This window comes from Parabacteroides chongii (assembly GCF_029581355.1).
In the GTDB taxonomy this organism is placed as follows: Bacteria; Bacteroidota; Bacteroidia; order Bacteroidales; family Tannerellaceae; genus Parabacteroides; species Parabacteroides chongii.
This window is the reverse complement of the sequence record NZ_CP120849.1, coordinates 1,109,270-1,131,729: the sequence shown is the minus strand read 5'-3', so window position 1 is coordinate 1,131,729 and position 22,460 is coordinate 1,109,270. Positions and strand designations below refer to the sequence as shown.

The following is a 22,460-nucleotide window of genomic DNA, read 5'->3' as shown; positions in this document are numbered from 1 at the left end:
AATTATTCATTTTTACCCACTTGCCGAAACAGAATCCTCAAAATACGTCAAATTTGATAAACTGTATTTCCGTTTATGAGAGTGCGTGTTATCTTTATCTGATCGTCGAACAACAGGATATCTGCCTCTTTTCCTGTCTCAAGGGAACCCATTCTGTCATCCATATGCAGGATACGGGCGGGCGTGGCTGTCATCATTTTTACAGCATCCGTTAAGGGGATTCCGGCAAGCTGCACCATCGTCCGGATAAGGCGGTCGGCTGTTGCTACACTGCCTGCGAAAGCACTCCTGTCAGGAAGTTTGGCAACGCCGTCTTCTACTATTACGGTTTGTCCTTCTTTCAGGCTTCCCAGCTTGTATTGACCTTCAGGCATTCCTGCTCCGCGCATGGAATCAGTTATCAGGGCGATCCTGTCGGTTCCTTTGAATTTGTGAATGAGTTGAAGCAGGCTTTTAGGAAGGTGGATACCGTCTGCAATGATCTCGACATCCATGTCGTCTATCAGGAATGCGGCTTCTACGGCTCCTGCATAGCGGAGGGTGTTACGACGGGTAACGGTTTGCATTCCTGAATAAAGATGGGTCATCAGGGAATACCCGGATTTATGAGCTTCCATCACTTCCTCACAGATTGCGTCTGTATGCCCGACGGAAGGAATTATTTGTTTTTCACAGAGTAATTGACCTAATTCCATAGCACCGTCCAGTTCCGGAGCTATGCTCCAGCGTACAATGTCGTCTGTGGCATTCAATATCTTGGTATAATGTTCCGGTGTTGGAGTTTTTAGGTTTGCCGGATCTTGTGCTCCCCGCTGGTTATAAGAAAAATAAGGTCCTTCCAGATGGAGACCCAGGAACTTTGCTCCGGTTTTATTCTGTTTCCGTGCTTCACGGAAGACTTCAAACGTATGAAAAAGCTCTTCATCGGGGCAAGTCAGTGTAGTGGGTAATAAAGCGGTTGTACCGTAACGTGCATGTGTGTTAGCCACAGTCAGATAAGCTTCTACTGTTCCGTCCATAAAGTCAGCGCCTCCGGCTCCGTGGGTGTGCAGATCGATAAAACCGGGGGAAACATACTGTTGTTTGGCATCGATGACTTCACTAGCCTCGTTATATGGAGGTTGACCTTGCCCTATATCGGTTATTTTACCGTTTTCGATAATGATATAACCATTATCGAGGATTCCGCTCGAAAGGATCAATTTCCCGTTAGTGATGATTGTCTTAACCTCTTTTCTACTGTTTGATGATGATATTGCATTCATAATAGTGCTGTTTTAATGTTCAAACAACACAAAGTAAGCATAAAAAATAAGCTCACATGGTACCGATTGCGAAATAAAAACCTCAAAAAACGAACGCCTCTTCATAAAGGGTCGACTTTGTTTTATTTGTTTTTAGGGGTGAATCGTTTCCGATATTGGAGAGGAGTCATTTCTTTTGCTTTGGTAAAGATACGGGAAATATTTTTGTAGTCAGTGAAGCCTGACCGGGTTGCAGCCTCGATCAGCGGCAGGTCGGTAGTGATCAGCAGGTCGGCGAATTTCTCTATGCGGAGATCCAGAAGGTATTGGTATACGGACGTTCCGGTTTCTCGTTTAAATTTCTTTTCCAACACTCGTCTTGAGAAAGGTATTATTTGAGTCAGTTCATCGACTGATAAAGGATTCTGATAATTATTGTCGATGTATTGCAGTAGTTGTTCTATATGTCTGTCGGATACGGCAAAACGTTCCGTAGAGGCACGGGGGACGATCCGTACAGGTTTTATTATAATATCGACCGGTGCAATGATCTTCTTTTCTATAAACTGATGAAGTAGTTTTCCTGCTTCATAACCGCCATTTTCTATATCCAGTTCAATGGACGATAGTTGAGGATCGGAGATATTACATAATAATTTATCATTGTCTACACCCAACACTGCGATTTCTTCGGGAATGCTGATATCATACATCTTGCAGACTTCGGTGATTTGTAAGGCATAATAGTCGTCACAGGCAAAAAGGGCTATCGGCTTAGGTAGGCTTAGTAACCATCTGCTTACTTGTTCGACATCAAAGCTCCATTTTTCACTGGGTACCCGTTTCCGGTTATTAAATTCATAAACCTCATACCCCTTGTTGTTGACGATCTTTTTGAAGCCTTCGCCACGTTCACGTCCCCACACTGTATCTGTCAGACCATAGTAAGCAAATGACTTATAGCCTTTATGCAGGAAAAAATTAGCAGCGATGACACCTGTCCCGAAATAGTCACCCGTCAGATTGGAAATACCGGAGCTTCGTTCTTTGTAATTTTGAACGATGATCGGTATATTTAACTGGTTTAAAACAGATAGGTCTATATCCGAGAACTGGGCGATGATTGCGTCCGCTCCCCATTTTTTCGCCCATTCCACAACTCCTTCGTCGCCATAAAGTTCCCGGAAATACAAGGGCATTCGATAAAAGGCCCATGGACCGACTTCCCTTGCATATCTAACGACATTTTCCAGAAGCGACCGGCTGTAGCCACTGGAAAAATCGGTTAACAGAAGTATTTTTATCATATTGTGGTGTTTTTAAAAACTAGCTTTCTCCGGTTCCGGAGCTACATAGGTCAAAATCTGGCCGCTTAGTTGCAGGAGGGATATTTCGCATAGCTTTGTCGAATATTCTGATATGGACTGCCGCTCTTCGGCTTCCAGCAGGCTTATCTGGGCTTCACGAAGCTCGATGCCGGATAACTCACCCAGTTTATAGCGGTCGATTGCGATGCGATGGTTTTCCAAAGCCACAACGACATTCTCTTTCTCTAGATTCCACAGACCCAGATTATTTTGGTAAGCCATCCACAGATTACTCATGTCGGCACGCAGGCCCAATTCCAGCTCCTGTTTCTTCAGCTGGCTGTTTTCTATCTGGATACGTGCATTACGACGTTCGCGGCGACGGTTCAGACCGTCGAACAGGTTCAGACCTACCGTCAGGCCGTAGTTCAGCCCCAGGCGTTGCTGCAAGTCGGTGGCACCCACCTCGTACCAGTTTGCGGTATAACCGTAGCCCGCATTCAGCTTGACATACGGGTAGTCGCGGCTCTTCACCTTTTTATATTCCAATTCGGTTAGCGTCTGGTTCTTTTGGGCGATCAGCAGGGAGGCATTCGAAGCCAGCGTGCTTTGCCACAGGTCCACTTCGTCGAGGAAGATGTTCGGGCGTATCACCGAATCTTTCAGGGCGATCTGCTCGTCTATATTATCGAGTGCCATCAGCTCGTTCAAGCGGATGCGGGAAGTATGTACCACCTCCAGCTGGTTCAGCACATTGGAACTGTCGGCGTTGAAGTCCACCTGTGCCTGCTGCAGGTCCATGCGCGAGCCCGAACCGATGTGATAACGCTCTTCCGCAATACGGACACGCTCGCGGGAAAGGTCGAGGGATGAACGCAAGTTCCGTAAACGGATATGCTGGCGGATCAGGTTGTAATATTCGCCCGAGAGCGTGGCTACGAAATCCTCTATCGTCAGGCGCGTGTTCAGTTCGCCCATTCGTTGAAGTTCTTTCAGCCGTGCATATTCCGCCTGGATACCGAAACCGTCGAATACCGTCCAGTTCACGTTCAGCCCGATGTCGCCGGTTTCGTTATTGACACCGTTCTGCTTCTCGGTCGTACCGTCGGCTAATTTGTTGCGGTTGTTATTGATCGAGCCGCTGAACCCGCCGCTCATATCCACTGTCGGCAGGTAACCGGCATTGCCCGGTGTCGCGTTATTGTCACTGATCAGTTGCTCGTTGCGTACGATGCGGATGGAATAGTTACGCTCCAGTCCGGTTTCGATGCATTGTTTCAGGCTGTATATCTCCTGTGCCTTTACGCCCAGGGAAGCAGAAACAGCCAGTATCATGAATAAGACCTTTTTCATATCTTTTTTGCTCTGTCTGTTGAAATAAAACTATACATGGCAGGAACGATGAACAGGGTAAGGAATGTCGATACCAACATACCGCCCACTACGGCAATACCCATGGCAACACGTCCCTGTGCTCCTTCGCCTGTCGCATATACCAGCGGCACCAGTCCGAGGATAGTAGACACACTGGTCATCAGGATCGGACGCAGGCGCTGTGTGGAGGCCGAACGGATCGCTTCCGCCATACTCAGCCCCGCCTCCTGGCGCTGGTTGGCAAACTCCACGATCAGGATACCGTTCTTTGCTACCAGACCGATCAGCATGATAATACCGATCTGACTGAATATATTCATCGTGATACCCGAATAACTCATAAAGATTAAAGCTCCCGCGATAGCCAGCGGCACGGTGAACATCACCACCAACGGGTCCTTGAAGCTCTCGAACTGGGCGGCAAGGACCAGGTAGATCATCAGCAATGCCAGGATCATGGCAAACATCAGACTGGAAGAACTTTCGCGGAACTCTTTCGATTCACCGGAAAGGGCTGTCCGGAAACTGCCGTCCAGTGTCTCTGCCGCGATACGGTCCATTTCGTCCAAACCGTCACCGATGGTATATCCTTTGTTCAGGCCGCTGGAAACCGTAGCCGAAACGAAACGGTTGTAGCGGTATAACTGAGGCGGTGCCACGTCTTCATGCAGTGTCACCAGGTTATCCAGCTGGATCATCGAACCGTTGTCGCTGCGCACATAGATCGACTTCAGGTCGAGCGGCGTGTTACGCTGCTGGCGGTTGATTTCGCCTAGTATCTGATATTGTTTACCATTCATATAGAAATAACCCATACGCTGCCCGCTCAATGCATATTGCAATGTCTGTGCGATGTTGCGCGTGCTGACCCCCAGCGAAGAAGCCTTGTCGCGATCGATCTCGATACGTGTCTCCGGCTTGGTGAACTTCAGGTTCACATCCGCCATCTGGAAGACAGGGCTTTCGTTTACTTTCAGCATGAATTCAGGCAGCTTTTCCGCCAGCTTTTCCAAACTGGGTGCCTGCAATACATACTGTACAGGCATACCGCCGCGTCGTCCGCCAAAAGTAGACTGCTGCTGAACGAAGGCGCGTGCCTGCGTTTCCTTACGTACGGCTGCCGACAGCTTCTCGGCTATCTCCATCTGCGAACGTTCACGCTCTTTAATATCCGGCAGGATCACGCTGATATTGGCGTTGCTGCTGGAAGAACGGTTTGTCAGGAACTTACGCTCCGGTGCGATGGAGTCGGCGAGTGTAGCGATCCGGTCGGAGAAATCGCGGATGAACTCGAAAGTGGCACCTTCCTGGGCACGCATATTGATGGATATGGAAGAGCGGTCCTCCAGCGGCGACAGCTCGGAACGGATCGTTTTCCAAAAGTAGCCGATCGAACCGAACATGATGACTACTATAGGAATAGCCCACCATTTATGGCTCAGGAAATAGTTGAGTGACCGGGCATAGATATTGTTCAACCCTTCGAAGAAAGGTTCGGTTTTTACATACAGCCAGTTCTTCTTTTCCCGTCTGCGAAGCAATTTGGTTGCAAGCATCGGCGTGAAGGTCAGGGCGACAAACGAAGAGATCGTCACCGAACCGGCAATCACGATACTGAACTCCTTGAACAAACGTCCCGTCATCCCCTCCATAAACACAATCGGAAGGAACACCGAAACGAGGGTTACCGTCGTCGAGATGACTGCGAAGAAGATTTCTTTCGACCCTTCTATACCAGCCTCCTTCGGATTCATGCCTTGTTCGATGCGGACATAGATATTTTCCGCCACCACGATCGCGTCGTCCACCACCAGTCCGACTGAAAGAACGACTGCCAGCATGGTCAATACGTTGATGGAGAAACCGGAGATATACATCACGAAGAAAGCACCCACCAGCGACACTGGAATTACCACGCAGGGAACCAGCGTCACGCGCCAGTCACGAAGGAACAGGAAGATGATCAATACTACCAGTGCCAATGCCACATAGATCGTCTCTTCCACTTCGGCGATAGAGGCGCGGATGAAACGGGTATTGTCGTAGATCATTTCGATCGAAACATCTTCCGGCAGGTCTTTCTTCAACTGCTCGATACGTTTGTAAGCCTCGTCGGCAATCTCGATATGGTTGGCACCCGGCTGAGGAACGATCACGCAAATCACCATCGGTTCACCGTTCTTACGCAGGATACTGCGCAGGTCTTCCGGTGCCAGTTCTGCCCGTCCGACGTCTTTGAAACGGACGATATTGTTGGCATCTTTCTTGACGATCAGGTCGTCGAACTCTTTTGCCGTATGCATCAGCCCCAGGGTACGGATAGACAGATCGATCGTATTCCCTTCGATGCTACCGGAAGGCAATTCCACGTTTTCCGCATCCACGGCATTCTTTACGTCCAGTGGGGTGACGCCATAGCCTGCCATCTTGATCGGGTCGAGCCACAGTCGCATGGAGTAACGTTTCTGTCCCCATATATCCACACCGCTCACATTCGAGATCGTCTGCAGGCGTTCTTTTACAGTCAGTTCAGCTATTTCACTCAGTTCCATCAGCGAGCGTCGGTTGCTTTGCACGCCGATCTGCATGATGGGAGTCGCATCGGCATCTGCCTTGGCTACGGTCGGAGGGTCACAGTCGCGCGGCAGATAACGCTGGGCACGCGATACCTTGTCACGCACGTCGTTGGCTGCCGTTTCCATATCCACCGACAGTTCGAACTCGACGGTGATACGGCTGCTACCCTGGCTGCTGACACTGCTCAGGGAGCGGATACCCGGGATACCGTTGATGTTCTGCTCCAGCGGCTCCGTGATCTGGTTCATGATAACCTCGGCGTTCGCTCCCGGATAGGACACGTTTACCGAGATAATAGGCTGGTCCACACTGGGGAACTCGCGAACCCCCAGGAACTTGTAGCCGATCATACCGAACAGCAGGATGATAAGCATCATTACCGTCGAAAGTACCGGCCTGTTTATACTGGTTTCCGATATATTTGCCATAGGGAAATTTAATACAGATTATCAATAGTAACATTCATGCCGGTCCGGAGCTGCATCACACCCGAAGTGATCAGCGTGTCGCCGGGTTGTAAACCTTTGAGTACCTGTACGTGACTTTCGGTACGCAGGCCGATCTCTATTTCCGTCGGGTCGGCTACTCCGTTTTTGTAGAGATAAACGACGTTCTTGCCCATTTCCGGGATCAGCGCCTCGCTCGGAATGGCAAGTGCGTTCATGATCTCGCGTTTGGTGATCTCGACGGAGGTATAGCGTCCGGGGAAAATCGTTTCGTTCGTATTCGGATAAGTGGCGCGTACCTTCAGGGTACGGGTTGTCATATCCATTTTACTTTCGACGGCATATACTTTGGCATTGTAATCGCGCATGATACCGTCCGAATCTTCCAGGCGGAAGACGATCGTCGTCCCGTTGCTCACGTCGTTTGCATATCTTTCAGGGATGGAGAACTCGATCTTCAACGGCGATATCTTAGTCAGCTTGGTAATGACGGTAGTAGGAGACACATACGCCCCTTCACTGACGGAACGCAGACCGATGATGCCATCGAAAGGCGCGCGCAGTTCGGTTTGCAGGATGTTGGCCTTTACGAGATCGATATCTGCCATCAGTTTCTCATATTCGGTAGTCACCTGCTCGTAGGCTTCCTGGCTGACCGCGTCTTTTTCCAGCAAGGTGCGCTGGCGGTATACCCGGTCTTTTGCCAACGGAATCTGGGCTTCCAGTTTCCGGAGCTGTGCTTGCAGGGGTTTGTCATTGATCTTGGCAAGCAGGTCGCCGGCTTTTACATGCGTACCTTCGGTGAAATAGATATTCACCACTTTTCCGGACGATTCGAAGGATAAGTCTACTTCTTCGTCGGGAATAATACTGCCTGTACTGATTACTTTGTCGGTCAGCGATTGAAATTTCAATACTTCGGCGTTAATGTTCAGCACCTGTTTACGTGCACTTGTTCCCGGTGCGGGTGGTACAACGGAATCCTTGCCGGATGCTGTCAACTGGTTTTTAATCTGTGGATAAGCAATCATCCCTGCAATCATCAGGAAGATCGCAGCGGTAACGCCCCACTTCACTCTCTTCGTCATATTTTCAATGGTATCTACTTTAAAACTTATCAATAGGCGTGTAAAGATACACAACAGAATCAAAATATAGACAAGAGGGAAGGAAAAAGGTTTAATGCGAAGTGATAGAAATATGCAACCAACAACGATACTTTTGCCTTAGCGAGAATAGTTTCTTCCGGGGGAAACAAAAGTTTCTCTCGAAGGAAACTATATTTTCTCTCGGAAGAAACAGTATTTTCTCTTATGGGGACGGATATGATGTAAAAGGCATATGTTTTACCAATACAGTATCACTCCGGCGATTCCTGCCAATGCGATCATCAGGATCGGGTGGATCTTGAACTTCCAGGTGAGGATAAAGGCGGCACCGAAGATCAGGAAACTTTTGTAGTCGATGAAGTTCTCCTTGTTCATCAACAGTAAGGCGGCGGCAGCTATCAGTCCGACTGTGGCAGGGCGCAGGCCGGTGAAAGCGGCTACGACGTATTTGTTGTTCTTGAATTTGGCAAAGAAGTAGGAAATGACCAATACCAGGATGAACGAAGGCAGACACACGGCAAATGTAGTCAGGCACGAACCGAGAACAGCCATGAACGGCGAGTATCCGGCATTGTGAATGGCTGTGTAACCGATATAAGTCGCACTGTTGATCCCGATCGGTCCGGGTGTCATCTGCGAGATCGCCACAATATCCGTAAACTCCTGCAGGGAAATCCATCCATAGCGGTCCACTACATCCGCCTGTATCAGCGAGAGCATGGCATATCCGCCACCAAAACCGAAGATTCCGATCTTCAGATAGACATAAAGTAACTGTAACCAGATCATATCAATTCTTCTTTATCTTTAAACCATACACCAATCCTCCGGCAATAGCGGCCAGAATGATCCATACCGGCGAAACGCCTCCTATCCAGATAAGCAACGCTGCTGCGATGGGGATCAGCATCGAAACATAATTCAGCTTGATGGAACGTGCCGTAGTAATACAGGGAACAGCGATCAACGCCACAACAGCGGGACGCAACCCCTTGAATATTTTTTCCACCCATTCATTGTCCTGCACCTGGGTAAAGAACGTAGCGATCAGCAGGATGATCACGAAAGACGGCAGAATCGTACCCAGGGCGCAGACTACACTTCCCATACTTTTTTTCAGTTTATAGCCGACAAAGATGGAGATATTTACTGCGAAGATACCCGGTAATGACTGTGCGACGGAGAAGAGGTCGATGAAATCTTCTTTGGATAACCAACCGCGGTCTACGACTTCCCGCTGAATTAGCGGCAACATGGCGTATCCGCCACCTATCGTCCCCACGCCTATTTTGAGGAACGTAAGAAAGAGCGTCCAATACATAATCTTCTTTTTAATCGGGGACAAAGATAGGAAACTTTTTTCAGTTGACAGTTGACAAGTGACAGTTGACAGTTATTATCCGCAATGAATGTAGGGGCGGTTATTTAGGTTCAATATTTTTTTTGTTCCGAATGCGAAGCCTAACTGTCAACTGTCCTCTGTCAACAGTCAACTGCTTAGTCGAGCCAGGGCGAAGGATTCAGTTTCGTTTTTTCTTTCCAAAGCTGGAAGTGGAGGATTGTGGCATTGCCGTTTTCCGTGTCGGTGAATATCTTGCCGATTGCCTGGCGGGTGCTGACCTTGTCGCCTGCCTTTACATATACCTGGCTTAGGTTACTGTAGACCGTCAGGTAGTTACCGTGGCGTATGATGACAGAGTTGTTGTAACCCGGAACCACGAATACACGGGTCACTTCGCCATTGAATACGGCGCGGGCATCTGCTCCCGGAGTAGTCTGGATGTCGATACCGCTATTGTTGGTACGTACATATTTCAATTCCTGGTGCTGTTGCTCTCCGAAAGTGCCGACGATGGTATAACGTCCGGCGACAGGGAACGGCAAACGTCCGCGATTGCCGGCAAAGTCGTCGGAAAGTTTCTTTTCCGCCCGGGTCATGGCATAACCGCCTTTTGTATCGGCTACACGCTCTTCCTGTATAGGCTCTTTGGCTGGTGCTTTGCCTTCGGCTTTCGCCTTTTCACGGGCACGGCGTTCACGCTCGCGGGCAGCCTTTGCTTCGGCTTCGGCACGGGCTATCTCTTCGGCGATCTGCTTTTCGATCTGACGGTTCAAGGCATTCGCCTGCTGTTGTTTCTTACGGAGTTGTTCTTTCAGTTCCTTTTGTTTCTTACTGAGTTGCTGTACTTCGACCTTCTGGTTGTTCTCTTCGGTCTGGAGCTTTTTACTTTCCTGTTCGCGGGTGCTCAGCAACGCATTCTTTTCGGAACGTGTTTTTTCAAGCTCTTTCTGCTTGAGTGCTATCTCGGTTTGCTTGTCGATGATCTCGGTAGCCTGCTGTTTTTGCCAGTCGGCATATTCGCGCAGGTAACGCATGCGGCGCATGGATTGTGCGAAGTTGTCGGCAGAGAGGATGAAAAGCAGTTTGTCCTGTGAGCTGCGGCGTTTAAACATACTTTGCATGGACTTGCCGTAGTTGTCACGTTTGCCGCCCAATTCTTTTTCCAGCCTGGTGATTTCCCGGCGGGAAGCAACGATCTGGTCATCCAGTTCGCCTACCTCCTGATTGAGCAGGCTGATCACTTTCTTTCGGGAAAGGATCTGCTGCGAAAGCAGGTTCAAGCGGTTGAGCGAGTTTTGTGCCGTTTGGGTAGTTTCTTTCAGCAACTGGTTTGTCATTTCGATCTCCGCCAACGCCTTTTTACGCTGTTCTTCGAGCTGTCTCACCCGGGCTGACTTCTGACCGAAGGCGGTCAGGGCAGTTAACGTGAATATGACAAACCAAGTGTATTTCATTTCTATTTCTGACTGTTACTGATTGACTTCAGGATCTGTGCAAAGGTAATACGTTTATATTTAGCCGGAATGGAAAACTCCAAATTAACCGGCACATTTGTCTGTATGCGGGAAAAACGGAAAGCGATTCCACCCTGAGAGGAGCCGTTAGCCAGCACATTTACGTCCATCAACTGCGGGAACGGTTGTCCGTCCGTTATGCGGAAGTCGGCATAATCCCATTGCAAGGCATACTGTTCGGACGGATCGGTGATGTAGGTTGAGAGCAACTTCTCTTCGCCGTCGGCAAAGAAAGTATAAAGCAGTCCGAGTGAATCCTTGATCCGGATCTCAGCCGTCGATCCTTCCTGGTTCAGCTTGAAACGTTTGAACTGTTTCGGTTCGATAAACTGCTGTCCCGGCAGGAAAATATGGTTGGTGAACAACGCCTGCAGGTTGTAGAAGTTGAACTCGATCGGAGTCTGTCCTTTCAGGTCGGCATAGCGTTCGGCTACATAGCGTTTGTTCATACGGTCTACCACCTTTATGCTGTCGACCGTAAACTCGGCACGGAACACTTCGATACCCAGGAACGGCTGGACGGATAACTGGAATGCACTGTCTTTGACCATCTTCAGGTCCACACGTGAACTCATGTTATTTTTAGTGCCTTTCAGCTCCGCATTCAGGCGGGCAGTCATCGTATTGAACTGGAACGAGTGCTCTTCCATCGCTTCAAAAAATTCATTGTGCGCCTTGGCACCGCCGGAAACAACCGTTCCGACCTTTTTCGACGATTTACAGCCCGACAGGACCAGTAAGAAGCATACGACTATCAGTGCCGGCAGTTGTACTCGCGTTAGGAACGGGATTCTCATTTGGCTTCCTCCTCTTCGATATATTTGCCTTCAATGATCTTGCGGTCGAGTGTCTCGCTCTCTTTTCCCATCTCACGGGCTTTCTTCCATTGGGCGACGGCACCGTCCTTATCTCCTGTCATGAACAGGATGTCTCCGTAATGGTCGACCAGCTCTGCGCTTTTGGTCGTGTCTTTTTCCAATGCACTTTCGATGTATATCTTGGCAAGGGTATAGTTGCCCTGTACGAAGAATATCCAGGCGTAGGTATCCAGATACGTCGCATTGTCCGGTTCGAGCTTGATGCACTGGGCACTCATGCGTTCTGCCTTTTTCAGGTCCTTTTTATCCAGCGAAAGGAAGTAGGCATAGTTATTGAGGACAACGATATTATTGTCGTTATATTTCAGTGCCTCGTCGTATGCCTTGTAGGTCTGGTCCATCTGTTTCATCTGATAGTAGATATCGCCGATCTGACCGTAGAAGTCGGACTTTAACCGGGGATTCTCTGCCGGGATGATATTGATGCCCGCATAATAGGTATTCAGGGCTTCCTGGTATTTCTCCTGCTGATAATAGGCGATACCCAGGTAGAAGTAATATTCGGGAGCGTCCGGAAAGAGTTCCTGACATTTGGTGCAGATGCGGATCACCTCCGGAATATCTTCGGCTTTCAGCGACATGTTCAGCAGTTGCTGCCAGGCTGCGGCGTTTTCCGGCTCCATCTCAGTGACAAGCTGAAACTGGAAACGGGCTTCGTCCGTCTTTCCCTGTGCGATCAGCAGACTGCCGTACATCTGTTTCAGGTCGGTATCTTCGGGATGCTGCTCCAGTAATGTCTGGAACAGGGCATTCGCACTGTCTGTCCCTTTCTGTGTCTGCTGCAGTTTCAGGATGTAACGGGAGAGGATGGCTACTTTGGTATCTACATCCAGTTTCTCGTTGATCAGGGCGTTGCGTATCTGTGTTTCGGCAGCGTCTTTGTTGCCGGTTGCTTCGTAGTAGTTCGCCATGGATACGATGTAATAGGGATTGCCCGAATCGATCTCATACGCTTTGTCGTAATACGAACGCGCTTTTACCGTATCGTTCTTCTCCAGATGCAGGTCACCGAGAATGATCTGGTAGCGCGCCTCCATCGGATATTTGGCTGCCAGTTTCTCTATTTCTTTGAAAGCGGCGTCCGACTGTTCCAACTGGTTGTAGAGCTTGTATTTCTGCATGGAAAGGGCTTCGTTCATGCCGATGGACGATTCGAGGGCATTATACGCATCGATGGCTTTGCCGATCTCGCCTTCCTGTGTCAGTGCTTCTGCCAGGTAGTAATTCAGTTCAGTCTTTCCGGGAAAGGCTTTCACCAGTTTCTCATACTCATCGGCAGCTTCTCCGTACATACCCAGGTTGCGGCTGATCGTAGCCAGTGCCATCCGGTAGGTGAAGTTGTCCGTGCTGTTGGCAACGGCACGCTGCAACATATCGACTGCCTTTTCCGGCCGGTTCATCTGCACATAAAACGAGGATAGTTCGTAGAGTACAGGCGATGCCGTCGAGTCGATGGCGAGACAATAGTTGAATGCATCGAAAGCAGCGTCGAATTTTCCGGATGTCTTCAGATTCAGCCCTTCAAGGAAGAAATAATCGAATTTTCTCCGTTCAGCCTCACTCAATCCGTTTGCCTTGGTGGGAGTTTCTTTCCGGGTTTCTTCCGCATGTAGCGGGTGGATTCCGGCGAGCAGGAAGAGTGAAAAGAGTATCCCGTATATTACTTGTTTCAGCATATGTTCGTTTTCTATATTATTCTTTACCGGTATGTCCGAAACCTCCGGCACCGCGCTGCGTATCGTCGAGCACTTCCACCGGCTTCCAGCTTACCTGGTTGTAGGTGGCGATCACCATCTGGCAGATACGTTCTCCGTCGTTTACGGTAAAGGGTTCGGATGAGAGGTTCACCAGGATGACGCCGATCTCGCCGCGGTAATCCGCATCGATCGTTCCCGGAGTGTTCAGCAGGGTAATGCCGTGTTTCAGTGCCAATCCGCTGCGAGGGCGCATCTGTGCTTCGTAACCTTCCGGGAGGGCAATGTATAATCCTGTCGGGATCAGTTTGCGTTCCAACGGTTTCAGCACTACGGGCTCTGTCAGGTTTGCACGAATGTCCATGCCGGCAGACAATGCTGTCGCATAGGCAGGGAGAGGGTGATGGGACTTGTTTATTATTTTTACTTCCATTTGTTCTTATTTGTTTGACGGACAAAGATATGGAAAAGTTGATAGTTGACAAGTGACAGTTGACAGTTGTTTTAGCTTGCTATATATTGTTAACTACTCCTTTTCTTATCTGTCATCTGTCAACTGTCAATTAATCCAGTCTCCGTTCTCTTTTATTAACTGAACTAAACGTTCTACAGCATCTTCTTCGGGTATGTTTTTCAATACGCACTCCTTGCCTTTATACAGGCTGATCTGTCCGCGTCCGGCACCGACATACCCGTAATCGGCATCTGCCATTTCGCCCGGGCCGTTTACAATACAGCCCATGATGCCGATCTTCAGCCCTTTCAAATGCGAGGTCGCTTCCTTGATGCGGGCAATGGTCGTCTGCAGGTCGTAGAGTGTACGTCCGCAACTCGGGCAGGAGATATATTCCGTCTTGCTGATGCGTGAACGGGTTGCCTGCAGGATACCGAACATATAGTTGTCGATAACAGGGGCTTCAAGCTCATGATTATGAATCATGATACCGTCGCCGAAGCCGTCGAGCAACAAGGTGCCGAAGTCTGCCCCCGCTTTAAGCTGTAAAGACTCCTTGTCTGTTTCGTGATAGTCGCGGTGCAGGATGACGGGGATATCGCAACCGGCAGCCAGCAGCTTGTGCATGGCGGCACGCTGTGAACCGACACCGTTCCGATGGTGGGTGCTCAGGACTACTACGGCAGTTTTATCTTGTTTCAGTATCTCCAGTGTCTGGTCCGTCAGGTCGTTGTAGGTCAAGCGGATGAATTTCAGCGGAGCGTTGAGTTCTTTCATCTCTTCTATCTCGGAAGCGATGAAGTAAGGATAGACGTTCGGACGTTCTTTCCAGAAATGAGCGTCTACCAGCAGACGGAATGTCTCGGGCAGATTGTCCGGATCTTCCTTTCCGATGTAGATATAATCGGGCAGGGATGAATAGTCGATTTCAAAGTCGCCGTTACTGCGGTCCGAGATAACGACGGGAGGGAAATTACCTCCGATGCCTTCCGTCACACGGCTGATGCGGCGTGAGGCTGTCACCGGATCGTATCCGGGAGCGGGCGAGGCAATGATCGGTCTGTGCTCCCGGCGTTCCTGTATATAGTCCGCCAGTTTACGGGCGACAGGTATTTCCGCTTCGGGATCTTCGCTGAGGGATACGCGGATCGTATCGCCTATCCCGTCGGTCAGCAGGGTACCAATGCCGACGGCACTTTTGATGCGCCCGTCTTCGCCGTCACCGGCTTCGGTCACACCCAGGTGGAGCGGGTAGTGCATATCTTCTGCGTCCATCGTGCGGACAAGCAGACGTACGGTGCGTACCATGACGACCGTGTTGGAGGCTTTGATGGAGATCACTACATCCGGGAAATTCTCATCCCGGCAGATGCGCAGAAACTCCATGCAGGAAGCAACCATTCCTTCCGGAGTATCACCGTACCGGCTCATGATGCGGTCGGACAGTGAACCATGATTTACGCCAATGCGGATGGCGGTGCCGTGTTTTTTACAAATATCAAGGAAAGGGACAAAACGGTCGCGTATCTTCTGCAATTCGGCGGCATATTCTTCGTCGGTATATTCCAGAAGGTCAAATGTCTTTACTTTGTCAACATAGTTACCGGGGTTGATGCGCACTTTCTCCACCTCTTCGGCGGCTGCGTCGGCGGCCCTGGGGTTGAAATGAATATCGGCGACAAGCGGAGTCGTGTATCCCTGGCTGTTCAGTTCTTTCCGGATCTCGCCCAGGTTACGGGCTTCACGTTCACCCTGTGCGGTGAAACGTACATATTCGCAGCCGGCTTCGATCATACGGATAGCCTGGCGGACAGCTGCTTCGGTATCCATCGTGGATACATTGGCCATGGATTGGATACGTATCGGATTTTCGCCTCCCAGTGGCGTGTTTCCTATATTGACAACAGATGATTTACGACGACTGTAGTTAAAAAGATGTTCCATTTCTTTCAGTTGACAGTTGACAGTTGACAGTTGACAGTTGACAGTTGACAGTTGACATATTTGCCGAGCGTGAAGCCCATCTGTCAACTGTCACTTGTCAACTGTCAACTAGTTTGTTTTGTATTTAAAAGATACCTGAGCCAGCTCTTCGTTGGCTTTTACGATCTTTTTCTTCAGATTTTCCTTGTAGTCGGCCAGCTTACCCTGGAGTTGTTCGTCTCCGACAGCAAGCATCTGAACGGCCAGGATTCCGGCATTTAATGCTCCGTTGATACCGACAGTGGCAACAGGGATTCCCGGAGGCATCTGTACGATAGCCAACAGGGCATCCATACCGTCGAGTGTGGAGTTGATGGGCACACCGATTACCGGAAGGGTAGTCATGGAGGCGATCACTCCGCACAAATGTGCTGCCATACCGGCTGCAGCAATAATAACTTTGATACCGCGGTCTTTGGCTCCTTTGGCAAAAGCTTCCACTTCAGCCGGAGTGCGGTGTGCAGACAACGCATGCATTTCGAACGGAATCTCCATCTCGTCCAGCAGTTTGGCTGCTTTTTCCATTACGGGCAGATCGGAAGTACTGCCCATGATAATGCTTACTACAGGTGTCATTTATTTAGCAATCAATTGTTCGTATTCGGCAGCCGACAACAGGTCGTCCAGTTCTGAAGGATCAGAGATGGAGATCTTGATCAACCAGCCGTTTCCGTAAACATCTTCGTTTACCAGTTCAGGTTTGTCATCCAGTTCAGAGTTACCCTGGATCACTTCACCGCTTACCGGCATGAACAGGTCGGAAACAGTCTTTACAGCTTCGATAGTTCCGAAAACTTCTTCTTTGGCAATTGTTTCACCTTCTGTCGTGATGTCTACATAAACGATTTCGCCCAATTCGCTCTGAGCGTAGTCAGTGATACCAACATAGGCAACAGCGCCGTCTACACGAATCCATTCGTGATCTTTTGTGTACTTTAAATCAGCAGGAAAGTTCATAACTTTAGTGTTTTTATTAGATGAATAAATAGATATAACTCAATAATGAGGCTACAAAGGTACATATAAAACCGAGACAAAAGCCGGCATAAACCTGCATGGGCGTATGCCTTTTCAGGAAGATACGCGAAGTACCGACCAGCCCGGCTGCCAGGAGGATGATAATGAACCCCCAGTAAGGATTGATCAGGTGGATGCGTGCCACCCCCATGATACCCCCTAAAAGTCCTCCGATGCCCAGGGTGTGGGCGCTGATCTTCCAGTAAAAGTTAATGCACAACGAGATGATCAGTGCGACGCAGGCACCCATCATCAGCGACAGGAACCAGAATGGGATCATCATTTTGTACATATAGAAGATACAGACCATGATGGAGGTGATAATAATCAGATACGGGACGACCCGTTCCTTGCGGTCCGTCAGTTCCAGGTCGCCGGCAGCCCCGTTCTTGACCATCAGGAAGATGAAAATACCCGGTACGACCGCAGTCGAAAGGAATGCTCCTCCGACCAGGAACATCTTCATGGTGGGCGGGTAGATCGCCAGGTAAGTGAACGACAATGCCAGTATGACTCCATACGTCACCATCAGCAACGGGTGGAACATTCCGGATATTATATTTGAAAACAATCTCATAACGCTTCAAATTTAGATTTCTTTTCTGAGCCTTGCAACCGGTATATCGAGTTGTTCCCGGTATTTGGCGACTGTACGGCGGGCGATTACGTACCCTTTCTCCTTCAGGATCGTGGTGAGCTCCTCGTCGGTAAGCGGTTTACGTTTATCCTCACTGTCTATATGTTCTTTCATGATCTTCTTCACCTCACGGGTGGATATTTCCTCGCCGCTGTCGGTCTGCATCGATTCGGAGAAGAAGAATTTCAGAGGGTAGATGCCGAAATTGGTCTGCACATACTTGCTGTTGCTAACCCTCGAAATGGTCGAAATGTCGTATCCGGCACGTTCGGCCACGTCTTTCAGTATCATCGGTCGCAGCGTTGCATCGTCGCCTGTCAGGAAAAAGTCCCGCTGCAGGAGGATGATCGCTTCCATGGTGCGCTGCAGGGTTTCCTGGCGTTGCCGGATGGCATCGATAAACCATTGGGCGGAGTCCAGCTTCTGCTTGACAAACTGTACCGCTTCGCGCATCTTGGATGTCTGGTTGGCCTTGTTGCCTGCGTAGTCCTGGAACATTTCCGCATACTCGCGGCTGATCCGCAGATCGGGAATGTCGCGGTTGTTCATGCTCAGGATCAGCTCACCGTTTACAGCTTCGACCAGGAAGTCCGGAATGACCTGGCTCATGGCTACTTCCATAGAACCGCCCCAGCTGCTGCAAGGTTTAGGATCGAGGGCGATTATTTCGTGAATCGCCTTTTTCAGGGTCGCTTCGCTGATGTTGAGCCCCCGCAGGATCTTATCGTAATGCTTGCGGGTGAACTCCTCGAAATAGTCGGTGAGGATATGGATCGCCAACCGGGTCCCTTCGGTCGGTTCCTTGCGACCCAGTTGCAGTAACAGGCATTCCTGCAGGTTACGGGCACCGACACCGGCGGGGTCGAAGTCCTGTATGATGGCAAGGACTTCTTCTATCTCTTTTTCGTCGACATCCTGTCCCGCCTGAAACACCAGGTCGTCGGCAATGGCGGACAGTTCACGGCGCAGATAACCGTCGTCGTCTATATTTCCGATAATGTATTCGGCTATTTTTACTTCTTTTTCCGGCAGGTCGCGCAGTCCGAGCTGCTGGAGCAGATATTCGTTCAGCGACTGGCTTACGGAAAAGGGAATATCCTCTTTGCGTTCTGTCTTTTCACTGATCTCCCGGAGCTTATAGTCCGGTATATCATCTTCGCTCATATAGTCTCCGAGCGAGAGGTCTGTCTCTGTTTCGTTTGTAGATATATCATCAACTCCCTCGTCGTCAGTCCGTTCAAAGTCGTCCGCAATGTCTTTTCCCTCCTCCAGTGCAGGGTTATCCTCCAGTTCGTGCTTGATGCGTTCTTCCAGCTCGATGGCGGGAAGTTCCAGAAGCCGGATTAACTGGATCTGCTGTGGAGAGAGCTTTTGCTGTAACTTTTGTTGTAACTGTTGCTTCAACATATTTAAAATCGTCTACATTAGAACATGCAAATATAACTTTTTACGGTGAACCCGCTTATGATTAAAAGCATAATTGTTCTAAAGAATCCGTTTACCGGGCAAATCCGGATCACTTTTAACATGTCGGCAGAAGAAATACTTTCTTGAAATGCTTTAAAAATCAAAACTATTCAATATTTTTGCGTTTATAAAGTTTCACTAGTATGATATCAACGCTAACAAAAAACAAATATAGCGAGTTATCCCGAGAAGAACTAATACGATTATTGGAAGCACAAGACGAGAGGCAGCGTGTGAATGCCGGAAATCCGGTTACGGAAGCTTCGAATATCAAGCGTATTATATCCGAGGTGCTTGTATTGTTGTTCAATGAAGAACAGCAGCCGATAGAGAAAGCCATGAGTTTGTTGCTGAACTTTTTCGATGCGGATTGGGGCTATGTCGCCATCTTCGAGAAAGACGGGCGGACCGCTTATTTTCCCTGCGAGGTGATGAGCGAATGGGTAGAAGCTCCCAAAGAAAATCATTCGGAACTGACGGACGAGACGATTCCCTGGATCATGAAGACCGTGAAGAGCGGGCGCGATATCGTCATGTGCGACCTGTGCGACCTGCCGGCGGAAGCAGAAACGGATAAACGGTTATTTGAATTGCAGAGATTGAAATCCATGCTTATAATACCGCTTTCTTTCCATAACAGGATACAAGGATTTATCGGATTTGATTCGGTGCGTGTACAGCGCTCTTGGACGGCCACGGAAATAGAAGACCTGCATATAATAGCCAATATGTTTTCCCTTATCATAGAACGCTGGGAGACGCAGGCAAGCCTGGAAGAGTCGCGGAAACATCTGGCGGAACTCAGTACCAAGTTTAAACAGTTCTTCAATAATCTGCCTATCGGTGTGGAACTGTATGACTCGGAAGGATATTTGGTGGATATTAACGAAGCCGATGCGCATATTTTCGGTTCCACGCGTAAAGACCTTTTGGGGGTCAACCTGTTTGAGAATCCGGCTGTTCCCGCCAAGATGCTGAAAGGCATCCAAAGCGGGAGGGCTTTCAGTTTTCCTCTTGTGTATGATTTCAGTATCATACAGAGTTCCAGCTATTATCCGTCTGCTTTTGTCGACCAGATCAAATATCTGCAGGTAAAAGGGATCAGCCTGAACGATCCGGAGTTCGGACGGGTGGGATATTTGCTGATCATCTCTGATAATACGGACGTGCAGCGCAAGGCGGAGCAGACCAGGAACAACCTGGCTATTCTGAAAGCCGTGCTCTTGTCCGGTCGTTCGATTGTCGGAGAGTATAATGTGGAAGAGGATGAATTGTATATCGATCCTGTGCTGAACGATCATTCCAGCTCCAATCATCTGTTCAATTACCTGAAGACGCATAATTATCTGTCTATCCAGGAATTGTGGAATTTGGGGCGCTTCGGAGATGTTCCGACCAATAATATGGAGCCGCTCTTGCAGGTCGTCCGCGGAGATATCAATAACTGTAGTTTCGTCTGTAAAATGTTTGTTCGTGAAGAACCAGCCTGGGTACGCATCAATGCACAGGCCCATAAGATCAATAAAGACGGGCATCCCAGCAAGGTCGTTTGCTACATCACGGATATAACGGCTGAAAAGCAGCTGGAAGAGAAATTACAGCAGGCACGCGACGAGTCGCGAAAGAATGAACTGGAAATGCAGAAAGCACGTGAAGCGGATATGTTGAAATCGACTTTCCTGGCGAATATGAGTCATGAGATACGTACGCCGCTGAATGCCATAGTCGGTTTTTCCGGCATCCTGGCCGAAATGGATGAGGAAGAGGAGAAAGATGAATATGTGAAGATCATCAACCAGAACTGCGACTTGCTTCTTCGCCTGATAACCGATATCCTGGATTTCTCGAAGATAGAGTCCGGCGTGATGGACTATTCGCTGACCGATGTCAATATAAAGGAAATATGCCGTGAACAATATAAGGTGCATTCGCTGAAAGTACAGGAGGGTGTCACCATGATCTGCGACCTGGATGCGTTGCCGGATAAAATACTTTATACGGACCCGAAACGAGTGACGCAGGTGATGTCCAATTTGCTCTCGAATGCCATTAAGTTTACTGAACAAGGTCATATAAGCCTTTCCTATAGCGTGAAAGAGGATCATGTGCTGTTTGAGGTTAGCGATACCGGCATCGGTGTTTCTGCGGCGCATATCGATACGATTTTCGAGCGGTTTACCAAAGTGGACTCTTTCAGGCAGGGCACAGGTCTTGGCCTGTCTATTTGTAAAACGATCGTCAAAGCCTTACAAGGCGAGATCGGTGTGGATTCAACGCCTGGGAAGGGTTCAAGGTTTTGGTTTACATTGCCTTGTGATTAAAAAATAAAGGTAATAAGCGGATATAATCAGAGACATAATCAAAAGTTTGCCTATATTTGTAGAGGACAGAAATGTCGTTTTTTTAGAATAAACGCCGGGAACTGAAGACCAAATTTGAAAAAATGATTATGTTATGAAGAATGACCTGTTGTATGAAAATCTTGTAGCGGCCATTAAAGAGAAGATCCCGGGTAGAGGAAAACTGACAAACCAATTGGCCGATCTTTTGATGCTGGAAAAAGAAGCCGTCTATCGCAGGTTGCGAGGCGATGTCCCTTTTACTATCTTCGAAATAGCGATTATTGCCGATAAGCTGGATATTTCGCTGGATCATATCATTGGGTGTGCCTCGGGTAAAAGCAGGCCGTTCCAGTTGAAGATGGTGAATTTCCTGAATCCGAGTGAAGAGGATTGCGATATGCTTGAGCATTTCGTAAACGAACTGAGATATCTCAAGGATGATCCGGATTCGGAAGTCGGCGGAGCTTTGAATATTCTTCCCCAGTCGCTGGTCTTGGACTACAGGCATATTTACCAGTTCTATCTTTTCAAATGGATGTATCAGTGCAGTAATGCGATGCCTGTTAAATTCAGCGAGATTGTCCTGCCGGACCGTTTGTTGCTGATCAACAGCGAGATCGTTATGGAGACGCGTGAGGCTGCCAACGCCTATCATATTATGGATAGCATGACTTTCCGATATCTGGTAAATGACATTAAATATTTTGCCAGTATTTACCTGATAACCCGCCAGGAGATAGAAGTGCTGAAAAAGGAGCTGCTGACATTTATAGATGATATGGAAGCGCTTGCAGCCAGGGGATTTTGGAGAGAAGGAAAGAATGTCCATTTCTTTGTCAGCAGTGTGAATTTTGAAACCAGTTACAGTTATGTGGAAACGCATCATTGCCATCTGACAATGATCAAATCTTTTACGTTGAATGATGCCACCTCTCCGGACGAGGCTATCTTCCAACGGATGAAGAAATGGATGCAGTCGCTGATCCGGACTTCCACGCTGATTTCGAGGAGCGGAGAGAAAGACCGCATTGTCTTTTTTGAAGAACAGCGCAGGATTGTGGAGTCGCTCTAGTTT

General features: G+C 48.9%; 18 protein-coding genes. 2 read left to right on the top strand and 16 right to left on the bottom strand.

Translation table 11 applies throughout. The features are described 5' to 3' along the window. Positions 1-47 precede the first annotated feature (47 nt). The 16 genes from nagA to rpoN all read right to left on the bottom strand — a co-directional run bounded on the left by nagA (position 48) and on the right by rpoN (position 18,983). Positions 48-1,265 carry an N-acetylglucosamine-6-phosphate deacetylase gene (nagA, locus tag P3L47_RS04620; RefSeq protein WP_277782838.1) on the bottom strand — a complete coding sequence of 406 codons (1,218 nt, stop codon included), beginning with the start codon at positions 1,263-1,265 and terminating at the stop codon, positions 48-50. Positions 1,266-1,387: 122 nt separating this feature from the next. Continuing rightward, positions 1,388-2,551 (bottom strand): AraC family transcriptional regulator, encoded by a 1,164-nt coding sequence (locus P3L47_RS04615; RefSeq protein WP_277782837.1) that lies wholly within the window; start codon positions 2,549-2,551, stop codon positions 1,388-1,390. A gap of 12 nt (positions 2,552-2,563) precedes the next feature. Then, positions 2,564-3,904, bottom strand: coding sequence for a TolC family protein (locus P3L47_RS04610; protein WP_277782836.1), 1,341 nt, complete (start codon positions 3,902-3,904; stop codon positions 2,564-2,566). After that, the gene (locus tag P3L47_RS04605) at positions 3,901-6,930 is read right to left on the bottom strand and encodes an efflux RND transporter permease subunit (protein ID WP_277782835.1); all 3,030 of its coding nucleotides are present in this window, start codon (positions 6,928-6,930) and stop codon (positions 3,901-3,903) included. Before P3L47_RS04605 ends, P3L47_RS04610 begins: the two co-directional genes overlap by 4 nt. 8 nt (positions 6,931-6,938) lie before the next feature. Continuing rightward, a complete protein-coding gene (locus P3L47_RS04600; RefSeq protein ID WP_277782834.1) occupies positions 6,939-8,036 on the bottom strand; it encodes an efflux RND transporter periplasmic adaptor subunit in 1,098 nt (365 codons plus the stop codon). A gap of 258 nt (positions 8,037-8,294) precedes the next feature. Continuing rightward, positions 8,295-8,846: a chromate transporter gene (locus tag P3L47_RS04595; protein ID WP_277782833.1), complete on the bottom strand. Its 552-nt coding sequence runs from the start codon at positions 8,844-8,846 to the stop codon at positions 8,295-8,297. Between the two features lies 1 nt (position 8,847). Further along, on the bottom strand, positions 8,848-9,378 hold the full coding sequence (locus tag P3L47_RS04590) for a chromate transporter (RefSeq protein WP_277782832.1): 531 nt from the start codon (positions 9,376-9,378) through the stop codon (positions 8,848-8,850). Positions 9,379-9,554: 176 nt separating this feature from the next. Further along, positions 9,555-10,853: a murein hydrolase activator EnvC family protein gene (locus P3L47_RS04585; protein WP_277782831.1), complete on the bottom strand. Its 1,299-nt coding sequence runs from the start codon at positions 10,851-10,853 to the stop codon at positions 9,555-9,557. Between the two features lie 2 nt (positions 10,854-10,855). Next, positions 10,856-11,710, bottom strand: a complete 855-nt coding sequence (gene lolB1, locus P3L47_RS04580) for a lipoprotein insertase outer membrane protein LolB1 (RefSeq protein WP_277782830.1) — start codon at positions 11,708-11,710, stop codon at positions 10,856-10,858. Continuing rightward, positions 11,707-13,467, bottom strand: a complete 1,761-nt coding sequence (locus P3L47_RS04575; protein WP_277782829.1) for a tetratricopeptide repeat protein — start codon at positions 13,465-13,467, stop codon at positions 11,707-11,709. Before P3L47_RS04575 ends, lolB1 begins: the two co-directional genes overlap by 4 nt. A gap of 16 nt (positions 13,468-13,483) precedes the next feature. Further along, positions 13,484-13,918, bottom strand: a complete 435-nt coding sequence (dut, locus tag P3L47_RS04570) for a dUTP diphosphatase (protein WP_277782828.1) — start codon at positions 13,916-13,918, stop codon at positions 13,484-13,486. Positions 13,919-14,044: 126 nt separating this feature from the next. Beyond that, the gene (locus P3L47_RS04565; protein ID WP_277782827.1) at positions 14,045-15,883 is read right to left on the bottom strand and encodes a 4-hydroxy-3-methylbut-2-en-1-yl diphosphate synthase; all 1,839 of its coding nucleotides are present in this window, start codon (positions 15,881-15,883) and stop codon (positions 14,045-14,047) included. A gap of 108 nt (positions 15,884-15,991) precedes the next feature. After that, the gene (gene purE / locus P3L47_RS04560) at positions 15,992-16,498 is read right to left on the bottom strand and encodes a 5-(carboxyamino)imidazole ribonucleotide mutase (RefSeq protein WP_028730303.1); all 507 of its coding nucleotides are present in this window, start codon (positions 16,496-16,498) and stop codon (positions 15,992-15,994) included. Continuing rightward, positions 16,499-16,879: a glycine cleavage system protein GcvH gene (gcvH, locus tag P3L47_RS04555; protein WP_122361414.1), complete on the bottom strand. Its 381-nt coding sequence runs from the start codon at positions 16,877-16,879 to the stop codon at positions 16,499-16,501. A gap of 16 nt (positions 16,880-16,895) precedes the next feature. Further along, positions 16,896-17,516 carry a phosphatase PAP2 family protein gene (locus P3L47_RS04550; RefSeq protein ID WP_122361413.1) on the bottom strand — a complete coding sequence of 207 codons (621 nt, stop codon included), beginning with the start codon at positions 17,514-17,516 and terminating at the stop codon, positions 16,896-16,898. 12 nt (positions 17,517-17,528) lie between these two features. Next, positions 17,529-18,983 (bottom strand): RNA polymerase factor sigma-54, encoded by a 1,455-nt coding sequence (gene rpoN, locus P3L47_RS04545; RefSeq protein ID WP_277782826.1) that lies wholly within the window; start codon positions 18,981-18,983, stop codon positions 17,529-17,531. 203 nt (positions 18,984-19,186) lie between these two features. Here rpoN and P3L47_RS04540 point away from each other — a divergent pair, with 203 nt between their 5' ends. Both P3L47_RS04540 and P3L47_RS04535 read left to right on the top strand, forming a co-directional pair. Continuing rightward, entirely contained in the window at positions 19,187-21,364 is a 2,178-nt protein-coding gene (locus P3L47_RS04540) for a sensor histidine kinase (RefSeq protein WP_277782825.1), read from the top strand. 133 nt (positions 21,365-21,497) lie between these two features. Next, positions 21,498-22,457 carry a helix-turn-helix domain-containing protein gene (locus tag P3L47_RS04535; RefSeq protein WP_122361410.1) on the top strand — a complete coding sequence of 320 codons (960 nt, stop codon included), beginning with the start codon at positions 21,498-21,500 and terminating at the stop codon, positions 22,455-22,457. Positions 22,458-22,460: the final 3 nt, after the last annotated feature.

Coding starts and splice junctions, on each gene's coding strand:
- P3L47_RS04605 (WP_277782835.1), bottom strand. CDS start 6,930: ATGGCAAATATATCGGAAACCAGTATAAACAGGCCGGTACTTTCGACG.
- nagA (WP_277782838.1), bottom strand. CDS start 1,265: ATGAATGCAATATCATCATCAAACAGTAGAAAAGAGGTTAAGACAATC.
- gcvH (WP_122361414.1), bottom strand. CDS start 16,879: ATGAACTTTCCTGCTGATTTAAAGTACACAAAAGATCACGAATGGATT.
- P3L47_RS04590 (WP_277782832.1), bottom strand. CDS start 9,378: ATGTATTGGACGCTCTTTCTTACGTTCCTCAAAATAGGCGTGGGGACG.
- dut (WP_277782828.1), bottom strand. CDS start 13,918: ATGGAAGTAAAAATAATAAACAAGTCCCATCACCCTCTCCCTGCCTAT.
- P3L47_RS04535 (WP_122361410.1), top strand. CDS start 21,498: ATGAAGAATGACCTGTTGTATGAAAATCTTGTAGCGGCCATTAAAGAG.
- P3L47_RS04600 (WP_277782834.1), bottom strand. CDS start 8,036: ATGACGAAGAGAGTGAAGTGGGGCGTTACCGCTGCGATCTTCCTGATG.
- P3L47_RS04565 (WP_277782827.1), bottom strand. CDS start 15,883: ATGGAACATCTTTTTAACTACAGTCGTCGTAAATCATCTGTTGTCAAT.
- purE (WP_028730303.1), bottom strand. CDS start 16,498: ATGACACCTGTAGTAAGCATTATCATGGGCAGTACTTCCGATCTGCCC.
- P3L47_RS04615 (WP_277782837.1), bottom strand. CDS start 2,551: ATGATAAAAATACTTCTGTTAACCGATTTTTCCAGTGGCTACAGCCGG.
- P3L47_RS04575 (WP_277782829.1), bottom strand. CDS start 13,467: ATGCTGAAACAAGTAATATACGGGATACTCTTTTCACTCTTCCTGCTC.
- rpoN (WP_277782826.1), bottom strand. CDS start 18,983: ATGTTGAAGCAACAGTTACAACAAAAGTTACAGCAAAAGCTCTCTCCA.
- P3L47_RS04610 (WP_277782836.1), bottom strand. CDS start 3,904: ATGAAAAAGGTCTTATTCATGATACTGGCTGTTTCTGCTTCCCTGGGC.
- P3L47_RS04540 (WP_277782825.1), top strand. CDS start 19,187: ATGATATCAACGCTAACAAAAAACAAATATAGCGAGTTATCCCGAGAA.
- lolB1 (WP_277782830.1), bottom strand. CDS start 11,710: ATGAGAATCCCGTTCCTAACGCGAGTACAACTGCCGGCACTGATAGTC.
- P3L47_RS04595 (WP_277782833.1), bottom strand. CDS start 8,846: ATGATCTGGTTACAGTTACTTTATGTCTATCTGAAGATCGGAATCTTC.
- P3L47_RS04585 (WP_277782831.1), bottom strand. CDS start 10,853: ATGAAATACACTTGGTTTGTCATATTCACGTTAACTGCCCTGACCGCC.
- P3L47_RS04550 (WP_122361413.1), bottom strand. CDS start 17,516: ATGAGATTGTTTTCAAATATAATATCCGGAATGTTCCACCCGTTGCTG.